The following is a 25,241-nucleotide window of genomic DNA, read 5'->3' as shown; positions in this document are numbered from 1 at the left end:
AATGTATTCCTCCAGGCCCCCAAGGGCCTTCAGTGCTCATGGAGGGGCGGACATGCAATGGGTGGAGATGTTTGGCTATCTGGGCGCACTGCTGACGCTGACGACCTTCTCAATGAAGACAATGTTGCACCTACGCATGGCTGGAATTGTCTCCAATCTAGCGTTTGTCACCTATGGTGCGATGGGCAGCGTCTACCCAGTGCTGCTTCTGCACTTGACTCTGCTGCCCTTGAACCTTTGGCGCCTGCGGCAGCTGCTGCAACTGACCCGTCAGATTGAGGAGGCCTCCACGGGGCACCTGTCCATGGACTGGCTCAGACCGTTCTCGCGCCGCAAGGCCGTTCACGCCGGGGAGACTCTCTTCAAGCAGGGCGACGAGGCCGCGGAGTTTATGTTCGTGCTCAGCGGAAGGTTTCGCGCCGTAGAGGCTGATATCGTGTTGAAGCAAGGTGAAGTTATCGGCGAGCTTGGGCTGATCACGAAAGGGCACAAGCGAACGCAGACCGTTGTATGCGACCAAGACGGCCAGCTCCTGCTCCTCACCTACGACGAGGTCCGGCAGATGTACTACCAGAACCCTAGATTCGGCTTCTTCTTCCTGGAGCTTGCGGCGGAGCGCCTGATCCGAGACGCAGGTCGGATGACACAAGGTTTGGAGACCGCTCCTGGTCATGTTGCAAGCTCGCCGAACGCTGCCTAACCCCTCGCTCGAGCCGAATCGCGTCGGCAATCCTCCGCGCGCAGCTCAGCTCAGCTCAGCTCGAACGTTGAGTATCCGCATTGGGGCTGCGCATTCGACAATGTGACTGACTGCAATCGCTGCAAAGCTGACCTCACCATGGCGAAGGCTGCTTAAGCGCCACTAGTGGACAGACCATTTACGGCTTTAAATAGACAGAAAGAATGTGACTCCAACAAATAAGGTCCGTCGGGATTGACGCGCGTATGTCATTGATTTTTCTACCGGGTGCGAAACTGGAAAGTCCGTCGGAACTCCTTAAATCTGCGACCTTCAGCGAGTCGCTCCAAATAAAATCAGTCGGAGCCAGGCTTCTCCCAGATTCAAGCGGCATCAAGGCAGATTCAACCCGTTGGCAATACACATCTGAGCCCCAATTGAAGGGCGCCTTGGCAGCGATTGCAGTCAGTCACACTGTCGAATTCGCAGCCCCAATGCGGACACTCAACGATCTAGCTAAGCGGACCAGCCAGCATAGCTGGCGCAGGTCCGCTTGGGCGCAGGGTTGAACAGAAGCGTTTCATTCATATGTGACCGTCACTCCGTTGGCGAGCTTCTCCTGCTTAAAATGCCGCGCGCCCTGATAGCCTGTGACCACAAGCTCGGACTCCGAAGCCCAGCGAACCTTTAGCGGCAGCTTGCCATCGGCAATAAGAGTGTTTCCAGCTTCGCTGGAAGACGCGTCGGCTCGCGCCAAGACAGATAGCTGCGTATTGAAGCCAGTAGTTGCCCCGCAGTTGCGACTGAAAATCACCGCGATGTGACCACCTCCAGGCGATTCAAAGGTTGACGTGACATCGTTCCCACATCCCGCGTCGCATCCGTAGAGTGCACCCAGAATTCCTACAGCAATGAAAGCTGTGCCTGGCCGCATTGCCGCTGTTCAACGGTGACGCTGAGCCGCGAGCGGCGGCTGGCCGACGCGAGTCGGATCGAGCAAATGGTTAAAGCGGCTCATGTAAAGCTGCACAGGTAGTAGGGTCCGCTAAGGTGTTGGCAGCCTACCAAATCTCCGCCAAAAGCTCCCTTGTGCGAGTCCACATCTTCAATCCGACCGGAGGGGTCATGAACAACCCCAATCCAGTTATCAATGATTCCCTCCCAAGGGAAAGCCAAGTTCGCATCGGATCCAGCCTCGAACATGCAGGCCTTTGTGGTTGCGCAGGGGGGCTGAACGCCTCGTGCAGCTTCCCGCGCCGCTGAGTCGTATGACGGGCGCTCCAGCCAAAACTTCACATAGACACCAGCGGTATCCAACGGTGCGAAGACCCAAGCAAGCCAAACAGTTGCAGCGACAACGAAGTAGTTCGTCGTTTCGGCTGTCCGAAAGCTCACAGCGCGCCAACCTGACCAGGTAAGTGCAAGGACACCGAGGATCGCAAGCAAGGCAGCAACTAAGAGCGCGCCCGCGCCAACCAGATAGCGAAGTGCAGAAAGCAGGCCGACACCGATCGCAAAGGCTAGGACAACTTGTGAAGACCGGTGCAGTTCCCGCATGTGGCTGGCGCTTTAACGTTGGAGGTAAGTGGCACGCGACGGCGGCACGGCGCTAGCATAGGCGGACAGGCCAGGACCGCCGTTGTGTGTCCCCTTGACCGACCGGTTAGACCACATGGTTCTGACTCCCCACTCCGCGCGCTTGAATGGCAAGGCAGACGGAAAACAGGCACGACAGCAACGTGAATCCGGCAGTTCCAAAAATCGCTAGCTCCCAGTTAAGTTCGCTTGCTGTTTCTAGCGATGAATACATGAGGTCAAGCTCACTGTGCTGCCTCTGAACAATGCGAAACAGACCATCTGTTTCCGGTGTATTGGACTAAACCCGGCAGCTTGTGCACTGATTGTCTCCGCGCTCGCCGATTGAAGGATCGAAATGCCACCAACAGAATTCAGGGAGTACACCAGCATCGCGCCACGAGCGGCGCAAAAGAGGCTGCCTGCGAACCCGGCGACGAGCAGCCAATGAAGCAACGTCCTGCGCGTGTTGGATTTCATGGGGTCTAACGTTCGACGCAAGGGGCGGCTTGCGCCCTGGCGCAAGACGTCTCTTTGACGGAGGGGTTAGGCATCAGTTACCCCGCCAACCCAAAGTCGTAAACAACGGGATCACCTTTCAGCAACTGGACCCAGTTCAGCCAGTAGTCGGGCCTCGATCCCTGCAGGCATTCTTGCCGACCAAGAATTCAGCCCGCCAGACTGAAGCCGCAGAAACGGACGGAGAAGTTGAAACGGGCCAGCTAGGAGCTTGCAGGGCGCCATTCCGCGTGCTCAAGCTAGCCCGAGCGTCACGGTTGTGACTCAGCTACCGATGCAGGCCGACTGTCCATAACCTAAAACAACACGGGCTGCCCTTGCGCGAAGGACTCGGCAGCGGCGTCTGCCAAGCGTTGCGCAGCGACACCATCCTCGATGGTGGTTCGAACCGCCCTGCCCGCCTGCAGTTGCCCGAAGAAATGCGCCAACTCCAGCCGGTAGGCCTCGCGGTAGCGCTGCAGAAAGAAGTTCTCCGGCAGATCGGTGCGCACGCCCTGGCCGTCCATCTGCAGCACCTCGGTGGGCCGGTGGTTGCCGCAGGCGAGCAGGCCCTTGGAGCCGAGTAGCTCGAAGCGCTGGTCGTAACCGTAGGCGGCGCGGCGGCTGGTGTTGATCTGGCAGAGGCGCCCGCTGCGCGTGCGCAGGGTAACGGCGGTGCTGTCCACGTCGCCAGCGGTGGCTATTGCCGGGTCGGTCAGGCAGGAGCCGGTGGCGCTGAGCCAGACCGCCTCATCGCCCTCCTCGCACAGCATCCAGCGGAACACGTCGAAGTCATGTATCAGCATGTCGCGGAAGATGCCGCCCGACTGCTTGATGTAGTCCACCGGCGGCGCGCCGGGGTCGCGGCTGGTGATGACCAGCATCTCCGGCGTGCCGATCTCGCCCCGCTGCGCCCGCGCCTTGGCTTCATTGAAGGTGGGGTCGAAGCGGCGCTGGAAACCAATCATGCAGGCGACATTGGCGGTGGCGATCGCATCCGCGCAGGCCTGGGCGCGCGCCACCGACAGGTCCACCGGTTTCTCGCAGAACACGTGCTTGCGCGCGGCGGCGGCGCGCAGTATGAGGTCGCTGTGCGTGGTCGTCGGCGAAGCGATCACCACCGCGTCTATGGCTGCATCGGCAAACACCGCGTCGATATCGGGGGCCACGTCGGCACCGTGCAGGGCGGCAACCTCACGGGCCGAATCTGCCATCGGGTCACTGACGGTCTTCAGCCGTATGCCCGGCAGGGCCGCGAGATTGGCGGCATGGATGCGGCCGATGCGGCCTGCGCCGAAGAGGGCGACGTTTTTCATCGAGATTCCTTGGATGTGGATGGGAAAGAAGGGGAAACAGAGGTCTGGGCGAGCTTGAACACCGCCACCGCCTGCAGCAGCTGAGCTGCCTGCTGCTGCAGCGACAGCGCCGCGGCGGCGCTCTGCTCGACCAGGGCGGCGTTCTGCTGGGTGGCGCGGTCCATATGCGTGATGGCCTCGCCGACCTGGGCCACGCCGCTGCTTTGCTCGGCGCAGGCGCGGCTGATGTCGGCCACCAGGCCGCTGACGCGCTCGATGGCCGCAACCACCTCCTGCATCGTCGCGCCGGCGCGATCGACCAGCAGGCTGCCCTGCTCGACACGGCCGACGCTGGTGTCTATCAAGCCGCTGATGGTCTTGGCCGCCTCGGCGCTGCGCTGCGCCAGGCTGCGCACCTCGCCGGCGACGACGGCGAAGCCGCGGCCCTGGTCGCCGGCCCGTGCGGCCTCGACGGCGGCATTCAGCGCCAGGATATTGGTCTGGAAGGCGATACCGTCGATCACGCTGGTGATCTCGGCGATGCGGCGCGAGCTGTCAATGATGCCCTTCATCGTCGCCACCACCTCACCCACCACGGCACCGCCGCGCAGGGCCACGGCGCTGGCGTCCTGCGCCAGCCGGCTGGCCTGGCCGGCCTGCTCGGCGTTGTTGCGCACCGTGCTGCCCAGCTGCTCCATCGCCGCCGCCGTTTGCTCCAGCGCACCGGCCTGCTGCTCGGTGCGGCCCGACAGATCCTGATTGCCCTGGGCAATCTCCTGACTGGCCGCTGCCAGGTGCTCAGCATTGCTGCGCACCTGTCCGACCACGCCGGACAGGCCGACCTGCATCTCGGCCAGCGCCTGCAAGAGCTGCGCGGTCTCGCTGCGGCCCGGCGCGGCTATGGCCAGGCTCAGATCGCCGGCCGCAACGCCCCGCGCCAGCAGCACCGCCCGCTGCAGCGGCCGCGTCGTCGTGCGGACTATCCACCAGGCCAGCAGCAGGGCCAGCAAGAGGGCGAACAGGGCGCCGGCGGCAATACCCCGCTGCAGCCGCGTCGCGCTGGCGGTGGCCTGCTCCGCCGCGGCCGCCATCGCCTCGGTCTCGTGGCGCAGCAACTCCTGCACGCCGGCCTGGAACACCGCCTCGGCCGGTATCACCTCGGCCTTCAGCAGATCGCGACCATCGTCGCTGGAGCCGGCATTCACCAGGTCCTCGAAGCGGCGCTGCAGCAGCAGATAGGTCTTGCCCGCCTGCTGCATGCGGGCCAGTATGGCCAGGCCCTCCGCGGTCGTGATCCGCGCCGCCACCGCCTCCAGGTCCTGCCCCAGCTGCTTGCGCGCGGCCTGTACCCTGGCCGTCTCCTGCTTGATCTCGCGGATGTCGTTCCACAGCAGCAGATTGCGCAGCGAGCGGCCCATCTCGCGCACATCGCGCTCGACCTCGCCGACCAGGGCCATGCGCGGATACTGGCCCCGCACCAGCTCATCGACCCGCGCATTGAGCGCGCCAATGCCCAGCCAGCCGGCGGCGCCCAGGGCGGCAATCAGCAGCGCCACGCTGCCGAAGCCGGCACTGAGCAGGGCCTTCAGGGACAGCTCGTCCAATCGCCTTGTCTTCATGTCCTGTTCAGCATCCACTCGTGCGCCGGGTCATTCATGAACACCCAGTTGCGTGTCGGCCCGGCCATCACGTTCAGGTAGTAGAGGCTGTAGCCGTGGGGTGCCACGACCGGGTGATAGCCACGCGGCACCATCACCGTGTCGCGGTCCTCGACGGCCATCGCCTCGTCGAGACTGCGGTCGTCGGTGTAGACGCGCTGGAAGCCGAAGCCCTGCGGCGGATCGATGCGGTGGTAGTAGGTCTCCTCCAGCTGCGTCTCCAGCGGTGCGGCGTCGCGGTCATGCTTGTGCGGCGGGTAGCTGGACGAATGGCCGGCCGGCGTCAGCACCTCCACCACCAGCAGGTGGTCGGCGCCGGGGTCGGTGTGCGGCAGGATGTCGCAGACATGGCGCAGATTGCTGCCCTGGCCGCGCACACTGCGCTGCATCGCCGCCGGGTCGATCAGGCGCAGCGGATGGCGGCCACTGGACGGCGCGGTGGCCAGCGCGATCTCGGCCTCGCCCTGCGCGGTGATGACCAGCGGCTGGCCCGGTGGCACGTAGAGCGCGGCCGGCGAGACCGGATCGAACACATGCTCGCGCGTGCCCAGGCCGACAAAGGTCTGGCCACCCACGGCCACATCGACCTTGCCGCTGAGCACCACCAGGCACAGCTCGCGCTTGCCGGTGGACAGCGCCTCGCGCTCGCCGGCGCCCAGCCGCAGCGCGCGGAAGCCAACGAACTGCCAGCCGGCCGACTCCGGCGTGATGTTGACGATCTCGCGTCCGGTCTTGTGGGCTTTTTTCAGCAGACTCACGGTGTCTCCTTGGGTTCGGAATAGGGAATCAGAGGGGTCACGCCGATGGCAGGCGCAGCCAGTGGTTGTCGAGGCGCAGCGCGGCCTCGGGCAGAGGAGCTGATCCGTCAGCCAGGCCCGCGCGCCAACGGCCGAGCGCACCGCCGCCCGACCACAGTGCCTGCACGTCGCCGGCCAGCGCGCAGGCCCCGGCCGCGGGCTGCATGCCCAGCCAGCGACCATCGGCCTGCCACCAGGCCAGGGCGTCGGCGCGCGGGCAGCTGACGGCCCAGCGCGAGCCATCGAAGGCGATGTCGCCGCCATAGCCGGCCAGCGCAGCCGGCTGCGCACAGGGCGTCAGGCGCTGGCCATCGAACAGGGCCAGCACAGGCGCTGCCGCGCGCGCGGCCGCATCGTCATGCTCGGCCTGCAGGGCGATGCCGAGCAGGCGGCGCCCGCTGGTGCCGGTGCCGGCCCAGCCCAGATGGCGCGGGCTCAGTCGCGCATCGGCCAAGCGCCACTGCCCCAGCAGGGCTCCGCTGCGTCCGTCCAGCCGCACCAGCGAGGCATCCATCGTCGCCCGCTGCAGCTTCAGCCGGCCGGTCTCCGCCTGCGTAGCCACGCCGCCGTTGGCGACCAGCAGATGGTCATCGTCGTCCAGCAGCAGCTGGTGAGGGTCCAGGCCCTGCGTCGGCCATTCGGCCAGCTTCTCCAAGGTCGCGGCATCGCGCACACCGATCAGGCCCTGGCCGCTGTCGAGGTCGGTTTCGCTGCTGAACAGCCAACGGCCGTCACGGCTGAGCAGCAGGTGGCCGTTGAAGCAACGCTGCGGCTCTATCCACTGCCGCGCCATCACCTGGCCATCAGCCCGCCAGCGCAGCAGCCAGTCACCGGGCCGCCGGGCCACGGCCAGCAAGCTGCCGCCCGGCTCGGCCAGCAGGCCATGGGCGCGGGTGGGCAGATCGATGGCGGCGGCGACCACCGTGCGCCCCTCATGCACCCGCAGCACGCCCAGCTGATGCTGGCCACCGCTGGCCCAGCTGGCAGCCAACAGGGGCGCATCCGCTCGCGCATGGGCCTGCGGCAGCGCCAACGCCCCGGTCCAGATCAGGCAGTCACGGCGGCGCATCGCTCAGTCTCCGTCTTCATCGAAGAAGCTGATGACGAAATGCAGGGCCGTCGCCATCTCGCCCTCGGCAAACTGCTGCAGCGCCTTCAGCGCGGACACGGCCGCACGGGCCTGCGCGGCATGCGCAGGTAGCTCCAGCGCCGCCATCGCGCGATCGACCTCGAGCACCTGTTGCAGCAGCTTGTCGGCGGCCGGCTGTTGGCCGCTGGCACGCAGATAGGCGCTGATCGAGGGGCCACCCGCCTCCACACCCAAGGCCAGCTGGCGCAGGCCCTGCCACTGCCCGCGCCAGCCGGCCAGGCTGTGGCCGCTGAGCGCGCGCGAGAACAGCGCGGGCCGGTTCGGTGCCGCCTTCTGCAAGGGCCGGTCCAGCTCCTCCCACCAGAGTTTTTGCAGGCCGGCGTCCCAGAGGTTGAGGAACTCGTACATCGCGTACTCGGCCTCGCCGTCATCCCAGCCCCGCGCCAGCGCCAGCTCGTAGGCCCGCTGCAGCAGCTGCGCCTCGGCGGCCACGGCCGCGGCAGCCAGCTGTGCATAGCGGCAGCCCGCCGCATCGAGGGGCGTCGCGCCGGACCACAGCAGCCACTCCAGCGCCGGCAGGCCCTTGGCCGGCGAGCCGATCTGGTCCATCGCCGCGGCATCCGCAGGCGCACGTCGTATCGCCTTGGCAATCGCCTCGGGCCGGGTCGGCATGAAGTCGATCTCGCGCGGCGAGCGACGTGCCAGCAGGGCGCCACCGCGCACCGCCGAGAAGCGCTCCCAGCTGGCCACCGTCTGCAGCCATTGCGCACGCAGCGCGGCGGTGTCGGCGCAGTCGCCCTGCAGCACCGCGGCCAGACGTCGGCTCTGCTCGGCGAACTCGGCGCTGCGCGGCACATACCAGTGCTGGTGCAGCTGGCGCACGAAGGCGGCGTAGGCCGCGTAGGGAAGCGGATCGGCTGCTCGGGCAACAGTGCCCGCAAACAGCAGGATCAAGCAGCCGACGAGGCGGCGCATCACAGCGACTCCACGAAACGGATGAGGGCCTGCCGCTCGGCGCGGCTCATCGCCAGCACCTGCTTGCGGCTGGCATCGGCCTCGCCGCCATGCCACAGCACGGCCTCCAGCACGCCGCGCGCGCGGCCGTCATGCAGCAGGCGCTGGTGGCCGTTGACGCCATGGATCAGGCCCAGGCCCCACAGCGGCGGCGTCTTCCATTGCCGGCCGCTGGCCAGGAAGTCGGGCCGGCCATCGGCCAGGCCCTCGCCCATGTCATGCAGCAGCAGGTCGGTGTAGGGATGAATGGCCTGGCCGGCCAGGGCCGGGCTGCTCAGACGCGGGAACGGTGGCTGCGCGGTGACATAGCTGGGCCGGTGGCAGACCGCGCACTGCGCCTGCTGGAACAGCTGCTGGCCACGTTGCACCTCGGCATCGCCCCCATCGCGGCGCAGCGGTGGTGCCAGCGTGGCGGCGTAGAACACCACCTCGGCCAGCACGTCGTCCTCGATCTCCGGCGCGCCGCCGCTGGGCGCGGCCAGGCACTCGCGCTGGGCCGCCGTGCAATCGGTCAGCGGGAACAGGCGGGACGTGATGCCCATATCGCCGGCAAAGGCCGCGGCGGTCTGGTGGGCCAGGGAGGCGACGTTGGCCTTCCAGCCGAAGCGGCCGATGCGCTGCTGCCCGCTGGGCGCGTCCCAGACCCGGTTGGCCTGGCCGCGGATGGCGTCACCACGCGCGGCCTGGGCCGCGGCATTGGCCTCGATGTCGGCCTCGGCAATAGCCTCCAGCAGGCCCAGGCCGATCAGCTGCGGCGCGATGCGCGGGCCCAGCAGTGCCTGGCGGTCCAGCGGCCCGTGGCGCAGCGCGGCCAGGCGGTAGCGGGGACTTTGCAGCGTGTAGCGCGTGCCGTCGGTGTAGCGGCCGTGCAGCGCCTGCTCGGTCATCTGAAGGCGCCCTTCGACCGGCACGCCCGGAATGGCCTGCGTGGCCAGCTGCGCGCCATAGCGCGGCTCGGGCAGCGGGCCGCCGTGGGCGTCGCGGCCCGGCACCGACAGGCGCAGCAGCAGGCCGGCCTCGCCCGGCGCGGCGCGGCCGTCGTTGACATGGCAGCCGCTGCAGGAGCGCGCGTTGAACAGCGGCCCCAGGCCATCGCGTGCGCCGGTGGAGGCCGGCGCCGCGACCCAGTTGCGGCGGAAGAAGGAGTTGCCGACGGCAAAGCGCGTCTGCTCCTCGGCCGTCAGATTGGCGGCGGCCAGCGAGAACGCGCGCCGGCCATTGACCTCCACCGTGGTGGCGCCGCCGGGGCGCTGCTGGTCATCGCTCGCCGCCTGGCCCAGCGCCGCGCCGGCCAGCGTGGCGACCAGCAACAACGCGATGCCGGCCCTCATGGCTTGCGCACCCAGTTGAGCTTCTGTATGCCCAGCGCCCGCGCGGCTTCGACCAGCGAGCTCGACTGGCGCAGCAGTGCATCGATGACGCGCTTGATGCGTTGCCGCCCAGGCGCATCGCTGCCGCCGAGGATCTCGCGGTCGAACGGCGGCTCGATCGCCTCGGCCGCCTGCAGCGACTCGGCCATCTGTGCCGTCAGGCGTTCGGCCAGGGCCGGATCGCGGGCAGCCACCAGATCGCGCAGCGCCGGCCCCTGCTTGAGCTGCCTGTCGTCGAGCCCGGCATAGCGTCCCAGCCAGGCGTTCTGTATGCCCAGCGCGTCGCCGACGATGTCGCGGTGCGTGCTGTCGGAGAAGCAGGACTGCTCGTCCTCCTGGTCGCGGCTGGCCAGCGCCACCTCCAGCCGCTCGCCGGCCAGCTCGGCGCGCGACAGCGAACCGAGGCCGACGATGAGGCCGCGCAGGGACTCCTGATCGCCCCGCTCGAAACGCCGGCGGTAGTTGGCGCGGGCCGGTGCCCAGGCCTGCTCCAGCCAGGCCAGGTCGTCGACCAGCAGGGCGGTGACGGTGGCGAGGTACAGGCGGCGCCGGTCGGCGTTGGTGGCCCGGCCATCGACGTAGTCGGTATGCGGCCGGTCGCCGGGGCCCTCGGCGCTGAGGTCCTGCCCCCACAGCAGGTACTCGATCGCATGCCAGCCGGTGGCCACGTTCTCCTCGCCGTCGCGGGTGTTCAGCGCGCTCAGTGTGCGTTTGCTGATGGGCTGCCGGCACCGGGCGATCAGCGCATCGATATAGGTCTCGTCGACCGGCCAGGCGTTGAGCCGGGGCTCTGGGCCGTCGTCGCCATCGATGGGGCCGCCGTGGAAGCGGAAGGCCTCGGTCAGCGCATAGCGCTCGCGCGCCTGCAGCCAGGCCTGGCGGGCGCCGGCCAAGGCCGCGGCCGAGGGCGCCTGCGTGAAGCGCCGCACCGCCTGCTGCAGGCGGCGGGCCAGGGTCAGCGTGTCGGCATAGGTGGCATGGACCAGGGCGGCATGGTGCTGCAGCACCGGGCGCAGCTCCTGCGCCGTCGGCGCGACCGGTTGAGCCAGCGCCGCCGCACCGGCCAGCAGCCACGCGATGAGAAATGCCGCCTGCCCGCGCATCGCCGTCAGGCCGGGTTGATCTGTGCCACCAGACGGGCCAGGGTCTGATAACCCTTGGCCGCGTACTCGAAGCTCGGCGCCACGGCCGGGTCCTGCTCGGCCTCGACGACCAGCCAGCCCTCGTAGCCGCCGCCGTGCAGGGTGCGCAGCACGCGCTCGAAGTCGATCACGCCATCGCCGGGCACGGTGAAGGTGCCGTTCAGCACGCCGTCCAGGAAGGACCAGCCGTCGTTGCGAGCCAGCGCCACCACCTGGGCCCGCACGTCCTTGCAATGCACATGGACGACGCGTGACAGATGCTTCTTCAGCAGCACCACCGGGTCCTGCGCGCCGCCGTAGTAGGCATGGCCGGTGTCGAACAGCAGGCCCACGGTGGGGCCGGTCACGGCCATCAGGCGGTCCACGTCCTCGGGCGATTCGACATAGGCGCCCATATGGTGGTGGTAGGCCAGGGTCAGGCCGTAACGGGCCTGCAGGTGCTCGCCGAAGCTGCTCAGGCGCTGGCCATAGGCCTGCCACTGTGCGTCGTCGGCGAAGCGCGGGCGCTGGGCCAGCGGCACGTCCATAGCCCCTTGGATGGAGCCCGCCACCTCGCCATAGACCGCCACCTTGCAGCCGTTGTGCTGCAGCTTGGCCATGTGCTCATGGCAGCGCGCGATCTCCTCCTCCAGCCCGCCCTCGGCGAGTCGGCCCGAGTACCAGCCCGACACGCAGGCCACGCCGTACTCGGCCAGCTTGGCCTTCAGCGCCTCGGGCTCGCGCGGAAACTTATTGCCGAGCTCGAAGCCCTGATAGCCGATCTCGGCGCCCTCGCTCAGCGCCGTGTCCAGCGAGGTTTCGCCGCCCAGCGCCGGCAGGTCGTCATTGCTCCAGGAGATCGGGTTGATGCCGATGCGGACGTTCCAGGGTTTCATCTTCTGCTGCTCTTTCATCATCATCACGGTCGCTGCTGCGCCTTCTGGGCGCGGTAAAGAATCTGCGCCTCGCGCACCTCGACGCGGGTCGAGACTTCGGGAATGGCCACCTCCCACCAGCAGCCGCCATCAGGGGTGGTGCGCTCGGCGGTGGTGTCGATGACGATGACCTGGGTGTGGCTGGCGGCGCGGGCGCGGACAAGGGCCTCGCGCAGCTCGGCCAGATCGGCCACATGGCAGGCCTCGGCGCCCAGGCTGGCCGCATGGGCGGCGAAGTCGACTTGGGGCAGGGTGCCGCCCTCGGGCACGCAGTCGTCCAGCATATTGTTGAAGCGTGGTCCGCCGCTGGCACGCTGCAGCCGGTGGATGCAGCCGTAGCCGCGGTTGTCCAGCACGACGATGATCAGCTTGTGGCCCAGCATCACCGAGGTGGCGATCTCCGAGTTCATCATCAGATAGGAGCCGTCGCCAACCATGACGATGACCTCGCGCTCGGGCAGGGCCATCTTCACGCCCAGGCCGCCGGCGATCTCGTAGCCCATGCAGGAGTAGCCGTACTCGACGTGGTAGCTGGCCGGTGCGCCGGCGCGCCACAGCTTGTGCAGCTCGGCCGGCAGGGTGCCCGCCGCGCAGACGACGACATCGTGCGCCGGCGAGTCCGGCGTCGAGTCGCGCACCGCGCCTATCACCTCGGCGTCATAGGGCAGCTGGCGCTGCGGCTCGGCCAGGGTCAGCTCGGTGACGCGCCGTCGCCAGATCTCGGCCAGGCGCTGCGCGTGCGCGGTCCAGGCCGGCACCGCCTGCCAGTCGCGCAGGGCGGCGTCGAGCTGCAGCAGGCCCTCGCGGGCATCGGCCACCAGGGCCTGACCGTTCCACTTGGCGGCGTCCAGCGCCTGCACATTCAGGCTCAGCAGCGCGGCCTGGCTGAACAGCGCATGCGAGCCGGTGGTGAAGTCCTGCAGCCGCGTGCCCACGGCCAGCACCAGATCGGCGGTGCAGGCCAGCTCGTTGGCGGACGGCGCACCGCTGACGCCGATGGCGCCCAGGTTCAGGCCATGGTCCCAGGGCAGGCTGCTCTTGCCGGCCTGGGTCTCGACGACCGGAATGCCGTGGCGCTCGGCAAACTGCCGCAGCGCCTCCCAGGCCTGACTGTAGAGCACGCCGCCACCGGCGATGATCAGCGGCCGGCGGGCGGCACGCAGCTGCTCGACCGCGCGCTGCAGCTCGCGAGCGTCGGCCATGGGGCGGCGCAGGCGCAGCAGGGCCGGCTGCAGAAAGTCGTCCGGGCAGTCGAAGGCCATGGCCTGCACGTCCTGCGGCAGGGCCAGGCAGACCGGGCCGCACAGCGCGGGGTCAGTCATCACCTGGATCGCCCGCGGCAGCGCCGTCAGCAGCTGCTCGGGCCGCATCAGCCGGTCGAAGTAGCGGGTCACCGGGCGGAAGCAGTCGTTGGCCGACAGATCGCCGTGATGAAAATCCTCGATCTGCTGCAGCACCGGGTCGGGTGCGCGCGTGGCGAACACGTCACCGGGGAGCAGCAGCAGCGGCAACCGGTTGACGTGGGCCAACGCGGCGGCCGTGACCATATTGGTGGCACCGGGGCCGATCGAGCTGGTGACGGCCATGATGCGCTGGCGGTGCTGCGCCTTGGCGTAGGCAATCGCCGCATGGGCCATGCCCTGCTCGTTGTGCGCGCGGTAGGTCGGCAGCGCCTCGCGCTCGGCCCACAGGGCCTCGCCCAGGCCGGCCACATTGCCGTGACCGAAGATCGAGAACACACCGCCCACATAGGGCTGCACCGAACCATCGGCCAGCTCGATGCGCAGCGCGGCCAGGTGGCGCACCAGCGCCTGGCTCATCGTCAGGCGTACCGTCTTGCTGCTCATGCTGCCACCTCCGCACGAGCGTCGCGCCAGGCCTCGACCAGGGTGGCGAAGTTGCCGCAAACCTGGCGCACCAGGCCCTCGTCATCCAACTCGCCGCGCAGCCAGGCCAGCGCCGGCCCGGCCCACAGCGTGCGGCCGACCATGAAGCCCTTGACGATGGGATGGCGGGCCCGGCCAAAGCCCTCGGCGAGCTCGGCCAGCGGTTTGTTCAGGCCCAGTATCACGGCGCCGCGGCATTGCGGATCGCGCTCGGCGATCAGCGCGGCCAGGGCCTCCCAGCCGGCCGCCGTCATGGGCGCCAGCTTCCACCACTCGGGCTTGAAGCCGAGGTTGTAGAGACGCTTGACGCTGCGCAGCACGGCCGTGTCGGCGGTGCCGGGCGGCGTCACGGCCGGCGGAGAGATCAGCTCCAGCAGCAGCTCATGGCCGCTGGCCCGTGTCGCGTCCCAGACCTGGCGCAGCTGCTGCTCCTGCTCAAGCCTCAGGTCGGTCGCGTCGTCTGGGTGGTAGTGCACCAGGCACTTGACGACCTGCTCGGCCGGCCATTGCTGCAGGCGCGTGGCCAGCGAGGCACCATGCTCGAAGCGCAGCGGCCGCGAACCGGGCAGCTCGACGGGCCGGCCCACCCACCAGCCGCGACCGGTGGCCGAGGCCAAGGCGTCCTCGCCATAGACATCGTCGATCAGCACGCCGACCTGGCCTTGCAGGCGGTGGCTGGTCTCGATGCGCTCGGCCGCGCGCACCAGCAGCTGCTTCAGTGCCGGCAGGCGCGCCGGGTCGGCGCCGGCCTGGCGCGCCAGCTCGAAGAACTGGCTGCGGTGGTCGAAGGCCAGCACGCAGAGCTGGGGCCAGGCCTTGCGCGCCGCGGTCGTGCGGTGCAGATGGGCCAGCTGCACGTCGGCATCGACCCGCGGCAGCCGCTGGCCGCTGAACCAGTGCTCCAGCTCGGCCGGCGTCGGCATGGCCGGCGCGCAGCCATGACGCGAGACGACGATGGCGCCGCAGGCATTGGCCAGGCGCGCGGCCTGCTCGAAGCCCTGGCCGCGCAGCAGGCCCGTCATCAGGCCGGCGGCGAAGGCGTCGCCGGCGCCCAGCACATTCATGACCGCTATGCGCTCACCGCGCACGGTGACGGCGTCGGTCAGGCGCGCCGGGATCTCGCCGTCAATGAAGCAGCAGCCGGCTGCACCGAGCTTGACGACCAGCGCCGCCTGGGTGACGGCCCGCACCGCCCGCAGCGAGGCCAGCAGATCGCCGGGCACGCCACCGGCAATCAGGAACTCCTCCTCGGTGCCTATCAGCAGATCGAACTGCGGCAGCACCGCCTGCAGCCGCGTGGTCACGGCTGCATCGGCGACGAAGCGGTTGGCGCCCTCGCCGCGGGCCGTCAGCCCCCACAGCACCGGGCGGTAGTCGATGTCGAGCACGCGCAGCACACCATGGCGCTGGGCAAAGCCCAGAGCCCGCTCCGAGGCGGCCAGCACGGTGGGCGTGCTCAGGTGGGTGCCGGTGATCAGCAGCGCACGGCAGCTGGCGATGAAGTCTTCGCTGATGGCGTCGGCAGCCAGCGCCATGTCTGCGCAGTTCTCACGGTAGAACAGCAGCGGGAAGGTGTCGCGGTCCTTCAGGCCCAGCAGCACCAGCGCGGTCAGGCGCTGCGGATCGATCTGCAGTTGCGAGGTGTCGCAGCCCTCTCGCTGCAGCGTCTCGGTCAGGAAGCGGCCCATCTGCTCGTCGCCGACGCGCGAGATCATCGCCGCGCGCAGCCCCAGCCGCGCCGCGCCGAAGGCGATATTGGCCGAGGAGCCGCCCAGGTATTTGGCGAAGCTGCTCACGTCTTCGAGCCGGCTGCCCAGCTGCTGGGCATAGAGGTCCACGGCCAGGCGGCCGAGGCAGGCCAGGTCGTGGCGGCGGCCTGAAGGGATATCGGAAAGTCTCATGGCGGGGGCGGTACAACAGAGGGTCGGACGACGGCGAGCACTGCTGCGCCCGCCGCCGGTGTCGGAACGATCAGAACGAGTGCCGCACGCCCAGCTGGTAGGCGTTGACCGTGGCGGCGTTGTCGGCCCGGGTGTCGGACAGCGAGGCGTACACCGCGGTGCGTTTGCTGAGGAAGTGGAAGTAGCCCAGGCCATAGACCTCGGTCTTCACATTGACCAGCTTGCTGCTGTTGTAGAGCACCCGGGCCTCGCCCTCGGGCGTGACCTGGTAGCCGGCGCTGAACTGCAGATCGGTCTGCTTCTTGTTGCCACCCACGCGGGTGGAGCTGGCCCAGGTGCCGAACAGGCGGAACTTGTCGAAGGTGTAGCGGCCGCCGATGCCATGGGTCTGCACATTGGTCGGGCTGCGCTGCGTGGACAGGCTGGCGCTGAGGCCGCCCATCTCGTAGATCAGCGAGAAGCCCTGGCCGCGCACGGTCTTGGCCACGCCTTCGCTGGGCGACACACCGACATTGATGCTGAAGCCGGCCAGCACGGGCGAGGTGTAGTTGACGGCGTTGTCCCAGATCTTCTGACCGCCAGCAATGCGCGAGTAGCTGGAGGCAACGGTGTCGCCGTCCCAGACCTCGTAGTCGCTGCCGGTGGCGTCGTCCAGCGGCGACTTCTGGTGGCCCAGGCGGATGTCGCCGAAGCGGCCCTTGATGCCGACATAGGAGTAGTACCAGAACGGGCCCGAGCGCTGCGCCCCGGTGTCGCCCAGGAAGCGATGCTGCAGATAGCTGTAAGCCTTCATGCCGTCGCCAAGATCGTCCTCGGCCTTGAAGATGATGCGGTTGGCCGAGCCGTGGGTCAGCTGCCAGACGCCAGGCGAGCTCTTAACGACACTCTGGTCGATGCGGCCGCCGAGGCTGACCTGGGCCTGGGCGGCACCAAGAGCCAGCAGGGCGGCCAGGGCCACGGTGAGTTTTTGATGGGTTTGCATTTGTCTCGTTCTTTCTCAGTATGGTTGCAGTGTGCTTACAGCTTCAGTGCGCGTGCCAGGCTGGTGGCCTTGGCATCCCGGTTGCTCAGAGGCTTGAGTCCGAAGCGCTCCTCGATCAGCCGCAGGATGGACACGGTTTCGTACGGGGTGTGATCGACGTGGCCGCCCTCGCTGAACGGCGAGACCACCAGCGCCGGGATACGCGAGCCCGGGCCCCAGCGGTCGCCCTTGGGCGGCGCGGCGTGGTCCCAGAAGCCGCCGTTCTCGTCGGTGGTGACGATGACGACGGTGTTCTTCCACTGCGGGCCGTTCATCACCTCCTGCACGATGGCCACTGCCTCGGCGTCGCCATCGGCGACATTGCCACGGCCCGGGTGCATGTTCTTGCCGCCGGTCGGCTTGTAGAACGACACCGGTGGCAGGCGACCGGCGCGGGCGTCGGCGATGAAATCCTCGCGGTCCTTCAGATGGGTGGCGCGCTGCGCCGGGCTGTCGATGAAGCGCTTGAAGAAGGTGAAGGGCTGGTGGTGGTAGGAGAAGCTCGACAGTCCCTTGCCCGCCGCCGTGGCCGCCACCGCGCGCTGATAGTCCTGGGCGTAATAGGCCCAGGCAATGCCCTTGTCGCTCAGCCGGTCGCCTATCGTCGGCAGGCTTTGCGGCGGCAGCAGTGCCTGCTTCTTCGTCGGGTCGTAGAGCCAGCTGCCCTGCATCGTGTTGACCGCATGACCGTCGGTCGTGACATAGGCCTCCTCGTGGCTGCCCGGCACATTGCCGGCCTCGTCCACTGCCTTGATAGTGGCCGGGGCGTCGGGGAACACCGGCGTGCAGGCGCAGACCAGCCAGAAGTGGTTCAGGAAGGAGCCACCAAAGGCCGATTGAAAGAAGTTGTCGGCCAGGGTGAAGCGCTGGGCCAGCTTCCACAAACCCATCTGGCTGCCGTCGTAATAGCCCATCAGCAGGCCGCCGCTATTGCCCTCGGCGACGAAGCGGTCGTTGCGCCCGCCATTGATCTGGCGCTGGTTGGCGTAATAGGCGTGAATGGGGCTGAACATGGGCTGGTTCAGCGCCACCCGCGGCTCCAGTGCAAACGGGCCGTTGGGAATCGGATCCAGCAGCCGCGCATCGGGCTTGCCGTTCTTGTCGGCCAGGGGCACCGGCAGCTGGGCATAGGGCTTGCCGTCCCTGTCGGTCTGCACGGTGCGGCCCTCGGCCCGGGCCTGGGCAAGGCCGTTGGCGCCGGGATAGAGGCCGAACAGATGGTCGAAGCTGCGGTTCTCCATGTAGACGACGACGATCTGACCGATCTTGGCGAGCTTGGGATCGGGGGCCGGGTCTTGTGCCGAGGGGCCGGTCGATGCGGCACAGCCGGCCAGCAGCTGGGCGACGGCGGCGGCCAGCGCTGCGGCGCTGAGTCTTGCTTTCATTGGATTCTCCTTGGGAGCGAAACGCTGCGACTCAGGGCGCCGGCGTGTGGCCGTAGCAGGCCTTCAGCTTCGTGTAGTCGTAGAAGTGGCTGTTGGCGGCATAGCGAGCGCCATCACAGTCGGCCTTGAAGTCGGTTTCCTTCTCGTTGAAGAGCATCTTCACGAGCAGGGTGCCGCTGGCGTTGCGCACCACGTCCCACTGCATATTCGCCGCCATCGGCGAGACATAGTCACCACGCCAGGGGTTGTTTTCGTAGCTGTACATGGTGGCCAGCGGCACCTGCTGCAGCACGTTCTTCAGGCCCATCTTCGAGGCGAAGGGAATGATGATCTCGGCATGGGCGAAGCGCAGCTTGGCGACCTTGCCCAGCTGGCCCTTGGCGATGGCATCAACCTGGTTGAAGAAGTCATCCTCCAGGTGCTGGGCCATCTTCCAGGTGACGCTGCCCTTCTCGGTGATGCCGGGGCCCATCTTGTAGAAGTCGGCCGCGTCCTGGGTGAAGGCAAAGTACTTGGCCTGCTCCAGCGGCATATAGGGCGAGAAGTCGACACCGGCCTCGGCCTTCATCGCCGGAGCGATCACATACAGCTCGTAGATGCGCGAGGCCGCCTCGGCCAGATTGCCGATGGGCGTTTCGCCGTCACCGCTGAGGGTGCTGGTGAACTTGCCATCGGCACTGCTGTAGGTGAAGCTGCCGGTGTTGGCAAAGCTGTAGGCGCCGGACTCGATCTTGTCGACGAAGGCCTTGGTGAACAGGCGCTCCAGCACGACGCGGCCGGCCGTCTTGGCCGCCGGGTCGGCGAGGATGGCCGCCTGCTTGGCCGCCAGGTCGGCGTCCTTCAGCCACTTCTGGAAGGCGAGGCTGTCCTGGTAAGTGGTGTAGAGCGGATCGGAGGCGTTGCTTACCAGATCGGTCGCCGCCACCAGCTTGTGGAAATAGAGCAGGAAGCGGTCGGTGCCGGCCGGCTGCGCCACCGGTGCACTGACCGGGTAGGGGCCGGGCGCGGCCGGGTAGCTGACCAGCTCGGCCAGCTTGGGCTGCGTGGCCAACATGCCCTTGACGAAGAAGGCGCCGCTGTCCACGGCACGGTCCACGCCCGAGGTCACGACCTCGATACGCCGAGGGCTGGTGGCGGCCGTGCCGACCACCTGCTCGAACAACGCGGCATGGCGGCTCAGCAGGCGCTTGGCCAGGTTGGTGTGCTCGTCGATGCCGACTTGCGTCTCGTTGCCGTAGCCGGGTTTGCTGATGCCAGGCACGCCGTAGCCGAGCAGGAAGTTGGCCTTCATCAGCTTCAGGACGTCGGGGCCCAGCTTCAGGCCCAGATCGGTCAGCGCCCCCTCGGATGCCGCCTTGAGCCACATGTTGTAGACCGCCAGGTCGTACTTCAGACTGGACAGGCCGCGCGAGCCATGGCGCGCCACCAGTTCGGTGAAGACGGTGCTGAAGCCGCTGGGCGGCGCCTCGTAGCTGGCCGCGTCCTGCTGCGGCGCGTAAGGCGTCTTGGTCTGGTAGTAGAAATTGGTCGGCGCCGGCGGCGGTGCAGGCGGAGGCGGGGTCTGTGTGCTGGTGTCGTCACCGCCACCGCATGCGGCCAGTCCCGCCGTTAGTGCGGCGGCGACCCAGAGTCGCGAGAGGATTGCTGTTGTCGTCATGCCATGTCTCCGTAGGCTGCCCGCCTTGATTGATTTGTTGGCCCGGGCGGTATCGGGCAGGTATCGCAAAGGCAATGCACACGTGTGCATTTCAGGGCTCAAAAAAGCGCTGGCAATTTGTTGGACTGCAGCGGCGGGCTGCAGGACTCCGGGGCGATCAGCGCCAGCAACTGCGGGTACAGCGCCGGCCCGGCGGCGATGATTGGATTGCCGTGCTGCAGTCCCCCATCAGCCAGAAAATCGTTGACGACTCCGCCAGCCTCCTGCAGCAAGACGATGGCCGCCAGGCAGTCCCAGGCGTTGATGTGCGGCTCGTAGTAGCCGATCAAGCGCCCCGCGGCCACATAGGCCAGCATCAAGGCACCCGAACCATTGCGTATAAACATGCCTCCATCGGCCAACACACGGCCAAGAAAGGGCACGAAGGCATCAACCGGCACCCGATGTGAGAAGCCCACGCCGAGCACACCCTCACTGACCCGGGCGGCCGAATGCACCTGCAGGCGCTTGGCATTGGCAAACGCGCCCTGCCCTTGTGCGGCATGGAACATCTCGTCGCTGTTCGGGTCGTAGACGACGCCGATGACCGGCCGCCCCTGGCACAGCACGCCGATCGACAAGCACCAAGCATGCATGCCGTTGACGAAGCAGGCAGTGCCGTCAATCGGATCAATGACCCAGAGGAAATCGGCATCGCCGCGGTCCAGGCCGCCTTCCTCGCCGAGGAATCCATCGGCGGCGAAACGGGCCAGCACTTGCTGGCGGATAAAGGCCTCGGTGTCCTGATCGGCAGCGCTGACCATGTCCTGCAAACCCTTGGATTCGATCACCAGCTCATCGCGGCGGCGGAACATCTCCAGCGCGCGCAAGCCGGCCTCGCGGGCCACGCTGCGGGCCAGTTCATAGCGATCCTGCAGCAGCATCATGCCTGGCCTCCGACAACGCACAGGCCGTGGTCTGCGAAATCGATGGCGACAGAGGATCCGACCGCCAGGGGGCGGCGCACCTCGGCCTGACGCACGAACAGTTCTCCCAAGGGCGAGGCCAGGGTGTATTGCATCTCGGTGCCGAGGAAGGCCGCGTGCAGCACCGCCCCCACCAGTGGATCGTTAGCAGCAGCCGGGCGCAAGCGCATCGCATCGGGGCGCACGGCAACGCGCACGGCGCCACGATAGCGCCGCGGATTGGCCAGTTGCAGCTTAATGCCGCCGATCTCGCAGGCCTCGCCCTGCAACTCGCCCGCCACCAGATTGGCGTCGCAGATAAAGTCGGCCACGAACTCATCGGCCGGGGTTTCGAACAGGTCACGCGGGCTGCCCTGCTGGGCTACTTTCTGCTTGTTCATCACAATGATCTGGTCTGACACGGCCAAGGCTTCTTCCTGGTCATGGGTTACGTAGACGGCGGTCAGCCGCAATCGCTGCTGGATCTCACGGATCTCGTCGCGCACACGGCGACGCAGCTTGGTGTCGAGGTTGGACAGCGGCTCGTCGAGCAGCAGCACCTGGGGTTCCAGCACCAGCGCGCGCGCCACCGCCACGCGTTGCTGTTGCCCACCTGAGAGTTCGCTCGGCAGGCGTGGGCCGAAGTCGGCCAGACCTACCAAGCGCAGGCCCTCGATGGCGCGCTCCTTGGCCTCCGTCTTGCGGGCTCCGCCCACTTCCAGGCCATAGGCCACGTTTTCCTGCACCGTCATATGAGGAAACAGGGCGTAAGACTGGAACACCATGCTGACATTGCGCTCTATGGCGGACTGACGAGTTACGTCCTGTCCTCCAATCAGGATGCGCCCGCGGCTTACGTGTTCCAGCCCGGCGATCAGTCGCAAGGTGCTGGTCTTTCCGCAGCCGCTCGGACCCAGCAAGGTGACGAGATCGCCCTTGGGAATGCTGAACGAGACGTTGTCGACGGCAGTGACCGAGCCGTACTGCTTGCTCACCTGATCGAAGACCAGGGCCCCCGAGGCCAGGCCGGCCGTCATCGCGGACGAGTTGTCGGCTTTCATGATTGAACCTTCTTCAAAACTAATTCACTGGGGGTCGGTGTGGCTTGAGGCGCCGCGCCCTGCACGCGCTCGACACGCCGCAAGCGGCGCTGGCCGACCAGCTTTTGCGCGACTAGCACGCACAGCAACATCACCACGATCAGCGCGCTCGCGTAGGCGATGGCGATGCCGTATTGACCGTTCTCGACCAGGCCGACGATGTAGGCCGTGGCCATGTTGTATTTCGCGCTGACCAGGAAGATCACGGCGCTGATGGAGGTGATGGAGCGCACGAAGCTGTAGACCAGGGCCGAGGTCAGCGCCGGTCGCATCAGCGGCAACACGACCCGCCGGGCGGTGGTGAAGCTGTTGGCACCCAGCATGGTCGAGGCCTCGTCGAGACTGCCGTCCAGTTGGCTCATGGCCGCAACGCCACCGCGCAGTCCCACCGGCATATTGCGGAACACAAAGCACAACACCAGGATGGAGCCTGTACCGGTCAGCTCGATCGGTGCCGCGTTGAAGGCCAGGATGTAGCTGATACCGATCACCGTGCCCGGTATCGCGAAGCTGAGCATGGTGGCGAACTCGAATGCTGCCTTGCCGGCAAAGCGCTGACGCACCAGCAGCCAGGCGGCAAGCAGCCCCAGGGCGGCCGTCAGCGGGGCGGAGATGCCGGCGATGGCCAGGGTGGTGAACAGCGAGTCCCAGGCGGTACCGACCCAGCGCAGGCCCTGCTCGCCGAAGCTGATGCCGAAGGCGTCGCTGTAGTGGCGCAGGGTGAAGCTGTTGTCGCGGCCCCATTGGTGGACGAAGCCGCCGGCCAGGATCATGCCGTAGAGCACCAGGGTGAAGGCCGTCCACAGACTCACCAGCAGGGCGAGCGCCATGGACATGCGCTTGTCCAGCCCGGCATGCTGGCCGTTGTCGGCCTTGCCGGTGACGGTGGCGTATGACTTCTTGCCCACCCAGCGCCGCTGTGCCACGAAGGCTGCAACGGCGAAGCAGAGCAAGATCAGGCCGAGACCCGCGGCACGGCCGGCGTCGTTCTGCGCGCCGACAATGGCAAAGTAGATCTCGGTGGACAGCACTCCGAAATTGCCGCCCAGCACCATCGGGTTGCCAAAGTCGGCCATGCTCTCGATGAAGGCCACCAGGAAGGCATTTGCCAGGCCCGGACGCATCAGGGGCAACGAGACCCGCCAGAATGTGGTCCAGCGCGAGCCACCCAAGGTCTGCGACGCCTCCTCCACAGAAGGGCTCACGCCCTCAACCACGCCGATCAGCACCATGAAAGCGATCGGCGTGAACGAGAGCAACTGCGCCAGCCATACGCCATAGAAGCCATAGAGGCCACGGCCTGGCGCCACGTCGAACCAGGCCGAGACCCAGCCGGTTACAACACCGCTGCGGCCAAACAGCAGGATCAGCGCCAACCCGATCACAAAGGGCGGGGTGATGATGGGCAGCACCGTCAATGCGCGCAGAACCTTCTTGAACCGAAAGCCGGTGCGCGTCATGACCAGGGCGAATGCCAGACCCAGCAGGGTTGCACCTGCGGCGGTGCTGAGCCCCAGAAACAAGGTGTTCCAGGCCACGCCGCAACGCTGCCCGCCTGCCACGCACGCCAAGGACCAGACGCGAGCGTCGGTGGTGCGTGACCACAGCGCGGCCAAGCTGAAGGCGCCATCCTGCTCGAAGGCACCGACCAGCACACGCAGTACGGGAAACATCACGAACAGGCCAACCAGAGCCACCAGCAAGGCAATCACACCGCAGACAAAAACGTCCCCGCGGCAGGCGCCGCGCCAAGCTGCGCCGGTGCTCAGCATGAACAGCGTGCAGATCGCGTACAGGAGCGCGCCCCAGCCGAGCCCCGGCTGATCGGCTGGGGCAGCGCCCCAACTCAGCCATCCCAGCCAAGCCAAGGCCGCGACGGCCAGGGCCATCAGGACCGTACCAAGCGCGGGCCGCGCAAGCCTGGCCATGTCCAGCAGACCGGCCACGATCGGCAGCAGCAGCAGCGGCAGCAGTTCCAGACGGCCCAGCCCCAGCACCTGCCAGGCTGCAGTGGCGGTGGCCCGGTCCCCGGGCCAGCCGGCTCCCAACCACTCGCCAGCCAGAAGTCCTGCCTCCTGCTGGTGCCAGGGCAGCAGCAGGCTGCTCAGCAAGGCCAGCAACAGCCAGACACGCAATGATTTGTCCACGACGGCGCTCCTTGTGGCTGCTCAGCGCGGCAGAGAGAAGATCTCGTCGTCCCAGCGCTTGAGCAGACGCTTGCGTGTCTCCTCGCTGCCGTACTTGGCGAAGTCGTAGTTGATCGTCTTCACCGTCTCCAGGCGCGGCGCACGCGGCGGGATAGTGGCGGCCTTGTTCGAGGGCACCTGGAAGGCATTGGCCTTGACTGCGAGGGACTGCACGTCGGCGCGCAGCGCGAACTCGTAGAAGCGCTTGGCACTGGCCATGTTCTTCGCCCCCTTCACGATGCTCATCGAACCGACTTCGTAGCCGGTGCCCTCGCAGGGCGACACCACTTCAACCGGGAAGCCCGCGACGGTTTCCTTCAGCAGGTCATGCTGAAAGGTGATGCCCACGCCGATCTCGCCACGTGCCAGCGCCTTGGCCGGAGCCGATCCGCTCTTGGTGTACTGATTGACGTTGTCGTTCATCTTCTTCATGAAGGCGAAAGCCTCGGCCTCGCCCTGCAACTGCACCAGGGTCGCGATGGCGGCGTAGGCAGTGCCCGAGGAGTTCGGATTCGGAATCTGGATCTCGCCCCTGTAGGCCGGGGTGAGCAGGTCCTTCCAGCACTTTGGCGCCGGCGCGTTGTTGCGCTTGAGCACCTCGGGGTTGTATCCAATGCCCAGCAGGCCGGCATAGACACCTACGGTACGGTAGCCAGCGATCTCGGCCTGTTTCTGCGCCCAGGGCTGCAACTTATCCAGCTGCGGCGATTTGTAGACCTCGGTGTAGCCGGCAGCAGCGGCTTGCAGATGCGGATCGCCTGTGCCGGCCCACCAGATGTCGGTCTTCGGGTTGCCAGCCTCAGCGCGGATCTGCGCAAAGATTTCGCCAGCGCTTTTTCGCACCATCGACACCTGAACGCCGGTCTCGCTTTCGAAGCTGTTACGCATCAATTCACACCAGTCGTTGTCAGCGGCGCACAGCACGTTCAATCGCTCTGCGGCCTGGCTGCTCAGCGGCACGGCCGAAAGGGACGCGAGCAACAGCCCACAGATCCATTTGATCTTCATCTTCGTCTCCGGAAAGAGGCTGGCATCGCTGGCCAGCGTCTGTTTATCTTGCAGGTTCTTTTGATTGCACACGTGTGCACTGCACACGTGTGCAATGTACTGCCCAGGCCCGGATCAGCAA

The 25,241-nt window shown here is 67.2% G+C and carries 19 protein-coding genes; 1 reads left to right on the top strand and 18 read right to left on the bottom strand.

The annotated features are described in order from the left end of the window. The first annotated feature begins 52 nt into the window (after positions 1–52). A complete protein-coding gene (locus PFX98_RS11285; protein ID WP_285235306.1) occupies positions 53–700 on the top strand; it encodes a Crp/Fnr family transcriptional regulator in 648 nt (215 codons plus the stop codon). Positions 701–1,693: 993 nt separating this feature from the next. Here PFX98_RS11285 and PFX98_RS11280 read toward each other — a convergent pair. The 18 genes from PFX98_RS11280 to PFX98_RS11195 form a co-directional block, all read right to left on the bottom strand. Beyond that, entirely contained in the window at positions 1,694–2,236 is a 543-nt protein-coding gene (locus PFX98_RS11280) for a hypothetical protein (RefSeq protein WP_285235305.1), read from the bottom strand. Between the two features lie 833 nt (positions 2,237–3,069). Continuing rightward, positions 3,070–4,068: an inositol 2-dehydrogenase gene (gene iolG, locus PFX98_RS11275; RefSeq protein ID WP_285235304.1), complete on the bottom strand. Its 999-nt coding sequence runs from the start codon at positions 4,066–4,068 to the stop codon at positions 3,070–3,072. After that, on the bottom strand, positions 4,065–5,651 hold the full coding sequence (locus PFX98_RS11270; RefSeq protein WP_285235303.1) for a methyl-accepting chemotaxis protein: 1,587 nt from the start codon (positions 5,649–5,651) through the stop codon (positions 4,065–4,067). Before PFX98_RS11270 ends, iolG begins: the two co-directional genes overlap by 4 nt. Before the next feature lie 11 nt (positions 5,652–5,662). Beyond that, positions 5,663–6,463, bottom strand: coding sequence for a 5-deoxy-glucuronate isomerase (gene iolB, locus PFX98_RS11265; protein ID WP_285235302.1), 801 nt, complete (start codon positions 6,461–6,463; stop codon positions 5,663–5,665). A 37-nt stretch (positions 6,464–6,500) separates the two neighbouring features. Continuing rightward, a complete protein-coding gene (locus PFX98_RS11260) occupies positions 6,501–7,571 on the bottom strand; it encodes a DUF1513 domain-containing protein (RefSeq protein ID WP_285235301.1) in 1,071 nt (356 codons plus the stop codon). Positions 7,572–7,574: 3 nt separating this feature from the next. Then, positions 7,575–8,567, bottom strand: a complete 993-nt coding sequence (locus PFX98_RS11255) for an imelysin family protein (protein ID WP_285235300.1) — start codon at positions 8,565–8,567, stop codon at positions 7,575–7,577. Further along, complete coding sequence (locus PFX98_RS11250; protein WP_285235299.1) at positions 8,567–9,937, bottom strand: di-heme oxidoreductase family protein; 1,371 nt, start codon at positions 9,935–9,937, stop codon at positions 8,567–8,569. The genes PFX98_RS11255 and PFX98_RS11250 overlap by 1 nt, the downstream gene beginning before the upstream one ends. Continuing rightward, positions 9,934–11,079, bottom strand: coding sequence for an imelysin family protein (locus PFX98_RS11245; protein WP_285235298.1), 1,146 nt, complete (start codon positions 11,077–11,079; stop codon positions 9,934–9,936). The genes PFX98_RS11250 and PFX98_RS11245 overlap by 4 nt, the downstream gene beginning before the upstream one ends. 5 nt (positions 11,080–11,084) lie before the next feature. Further along, on the bottom strand, positions 11,085–12,011 hold the full coding sequence (iolE, locus tag PFX98_RS11240) for a myo-inosose-2 dehydratase (protein WP_285235574.1): 927 nt from the start codon (positions 12,009–12,011) through the stop codon (positions 11,085–11,087). Between the two features lie 5 nt (positions 12,012–12,016). Next, complete coding sequence (iolD, locus tag PFX98_RS11235) at positions 12,017–13,879, bottom strand: 3D-(3,5/4)-trihydroxycyclohexane-1,2-dione acylhydrolase (decyclizing) (RefSeq protein ID WP_285235297.1); 1,863 nt, start codon at positions 13,877–13,879, stop codon at positions 12,017–12,019. After that, complete coding sequence (locus tag PFX98_RS11230) at positions 13,876–15,819, bottom strand: bifunctional 5-dehydro-2-deoxygluconokinase/5-dehydro-2-deoxyphosphogluconate aldolase (RefSeq protein WP_285235296.1); 1,944 nt, start codon at positions 15,817–15,819, stop codon at positions 13,876–13,878. The genes iolD and PFX98_RS11230 overlap by 4 nt, the downstream gene beginning before the upstream one ends. Positions 15,820–15,889: 70 nt before the next feature. Continuing rightward, a complete protein-coding gene (locus PFX98_RS11225) occupies positions 15,890–16,801 on the bottom strand; it encodes a porin (RefSeq protein WP_285235295.1) in 912 nt (303 codons plus the stop codon). Between the two features lie 35 nt (positions 16,802–16,836). Beyond that, entirely contained in the window at positions 16,837–18,225 is a 1,389-nt protein-coding gene (acpA, locus tag PFX98_RS11220; protein WP_285235294.1) for an acid phosphatase, read from the bottom strand. A 31-nt stretch (positions 18,226–18,256) separates the two neighbouring features. Beyond that, complete coding sequence (locus PFX98_RS11215) at positions 18,257–19,882, bottom strand: histidine-type phosphatase (protein WP_285235293.1); 1,626 nt, start codon at positions 19,880–19,882, stop codon at positions 18,257–18,259. 98 nt (positions 19,883–19,980) lie between these two features. Then, positions 19,981–20,808, bottom strand: a complete 828-nt coding sequence (locus tag PFX98_RS11210; RefSeq protein WP_285235292.1) for an inositol monophosphatase family protein — start codon at positions 20,806–20,808, stop codon at positions 19,981–19,983. Then, a complete protein-coding gene (locus PFX98_RS11205) occupies positions 20,805–21,887 on the bottom strand; it encodes an ABC transporter ATP-binding protein (protein WP_285235291.1) in 1,083 nt (360 codons plus the stop codon). The genes PFX98_RS11210 and PFX98_RS11205 overlap by 4 nt, the downstream gene beginning before the upstream one ends. Further along, the gene (locus PFX98_RS11200) at positions 21,884–24,073 is read right to left on the bottom strand and encodes an ABC transporter permease (protein WP_285235290.1); all 2,190 of its coding nucleotides are present in this window, start codon (positions 24,071–24,073) and stop codon (positions 21,884–21,886) included. Before PFX98_RS11200 ends, PFX98_RS11205 begins: the two co-directional genes overlap by 4 nt. A 21-nt stretch (positions 24,074–24,094) precedes the next feature. After that, positions 24,095–25,192, bottom strand: coding sequence for an ABC transporter substrate-binding protein (locus PFX98_RS11195; RefSeq protein WP_285235289.1), 1,098 nt, complete (start codon positions 25,190–25,192; stop codon positions 24,095–24,097). Between the last annotated feature and the right edge of the window lie 49 nt (positions 25,193–25,241).

Origin of the sequence: Paucibacter sediminis (assembly GCF_030254645.1) — a bacterium.
Taxonomy (GTDB): Bacteria; Pseudomonadota; Gammaproteobacteria; order Burkholderiales; family Burkholderiaceae_C; genus Paucibacter_B; species Paucibacter_B sediminis.
This window is presented reverse-complemented; position numbering and strand designations above follow the sequence as displayed.

Bases quoted from the DNA above. Each gene is read 5' to 3' on its own strand.
- PFX98_RS11285 (WP_285235306.1), top strand. From the start codon at position 53: ATGCAATGGGTGGAGATGTTTGGCTATCTGGGCGCACTGCTGACGCTG.
- PFX98_RS11280 (WP_285235305.1), bottom strand. From the start codon at position 2,236: ATGCGGGAACTGCACCGGTCTTCACAAGTTGTCCTAGCCTTTGCGATC.
- iolG (WP_285235304.1), bottom strand. From the start codon at position 4,068: ATGAAAAACGTCGCCCTCTTCGGCGCAGGCCGCATCGGCCGCATCCAT.
- PFX98_RS11260 (WP_285235301.1), bottom strand. From the start codon at position 7,571: ATGCGCCGCCGTGACTGCCTGATCTGGACCGGGGCGTTGGCGCTGCCG.
- PFX98_RS11255 (WP_285235300.1), bottom strand. From the start codon at position 8,567: ATGCGCCGCCTCGTCGGCTGCTTGATCCTGCTGTTTGCGGGCACTGTT.
- PFX98_RS11250 (WP_285235299.1), bottom strand. From the start codon at position 9,937: ATGAGGGCCGGCATCGCGTTGTTGCTGGTCGCCACGCTGGCCGGCGCG.
- PFX98_RS11245 (WP_285235298.1), bottom strand. From the start codon at position 11,079: ATGCGCGGGCAGGCGGCATTTCTCATCGCGTGGCTGCTGGCCGGTGCG.
- iolE (WP_285235574.1), bottom strand. From the start codon at position 12,011: ATGAAAGAGCAGCAGAAGATGAAACCCTGGAACGTCCGCATCGGCATC.
- iolD (WP_285235297.1), bottom strand. From the start codon at position 13,879: ATGAGCAGCAAGACGGTACGCCTGACGATGAGCCAGGCGCTGGTGCGC.
- PFX98_RS11230 (WP_285235296.1), bottom strand. From the start codon at position 15,819: ATGAGACTTTCCGATATCCCTTCAGGCCGCCGCCACGACCTGGCCTGC.
- PFX98_RS11225 (WP_285235295.1), bottom strand. From the start codon at position 16,801: ATGCAAACCCATCAAAAACTCACCGTGGCCCTGGCCGCCCTGCTGGCT.
- acpA (WP_285235294.1), bottom strand. From the start codon at position 18,225: ATGAAAGCAAGACTCAGCGCCGCAGCGCTGGCCGCCGCCGTCGCCCAG.
- PFX98_RS11215 (WP_285235293.1), bottom strand. From the start codon at position 19,882: ATGACGACAACAGCAATCCTCTCGCGACTCTGGGTCGCCGCCGCACTA.
- PFX98_RS11210 (WP_285235292.1), bottom strand. From the start codon at position 20,808: ATGATGCTGCTGCAGGATCGCTATGAACTGGCCCGCAGCGTGGCCCGC.
- PFX98_RS11205 (WP_285235291.1), bottom strand. From the start codon at position 21,887: ATGAAAGCCGACAACTCGTCCGCGATGACGGCCGGCCTGGCCTCGGGG.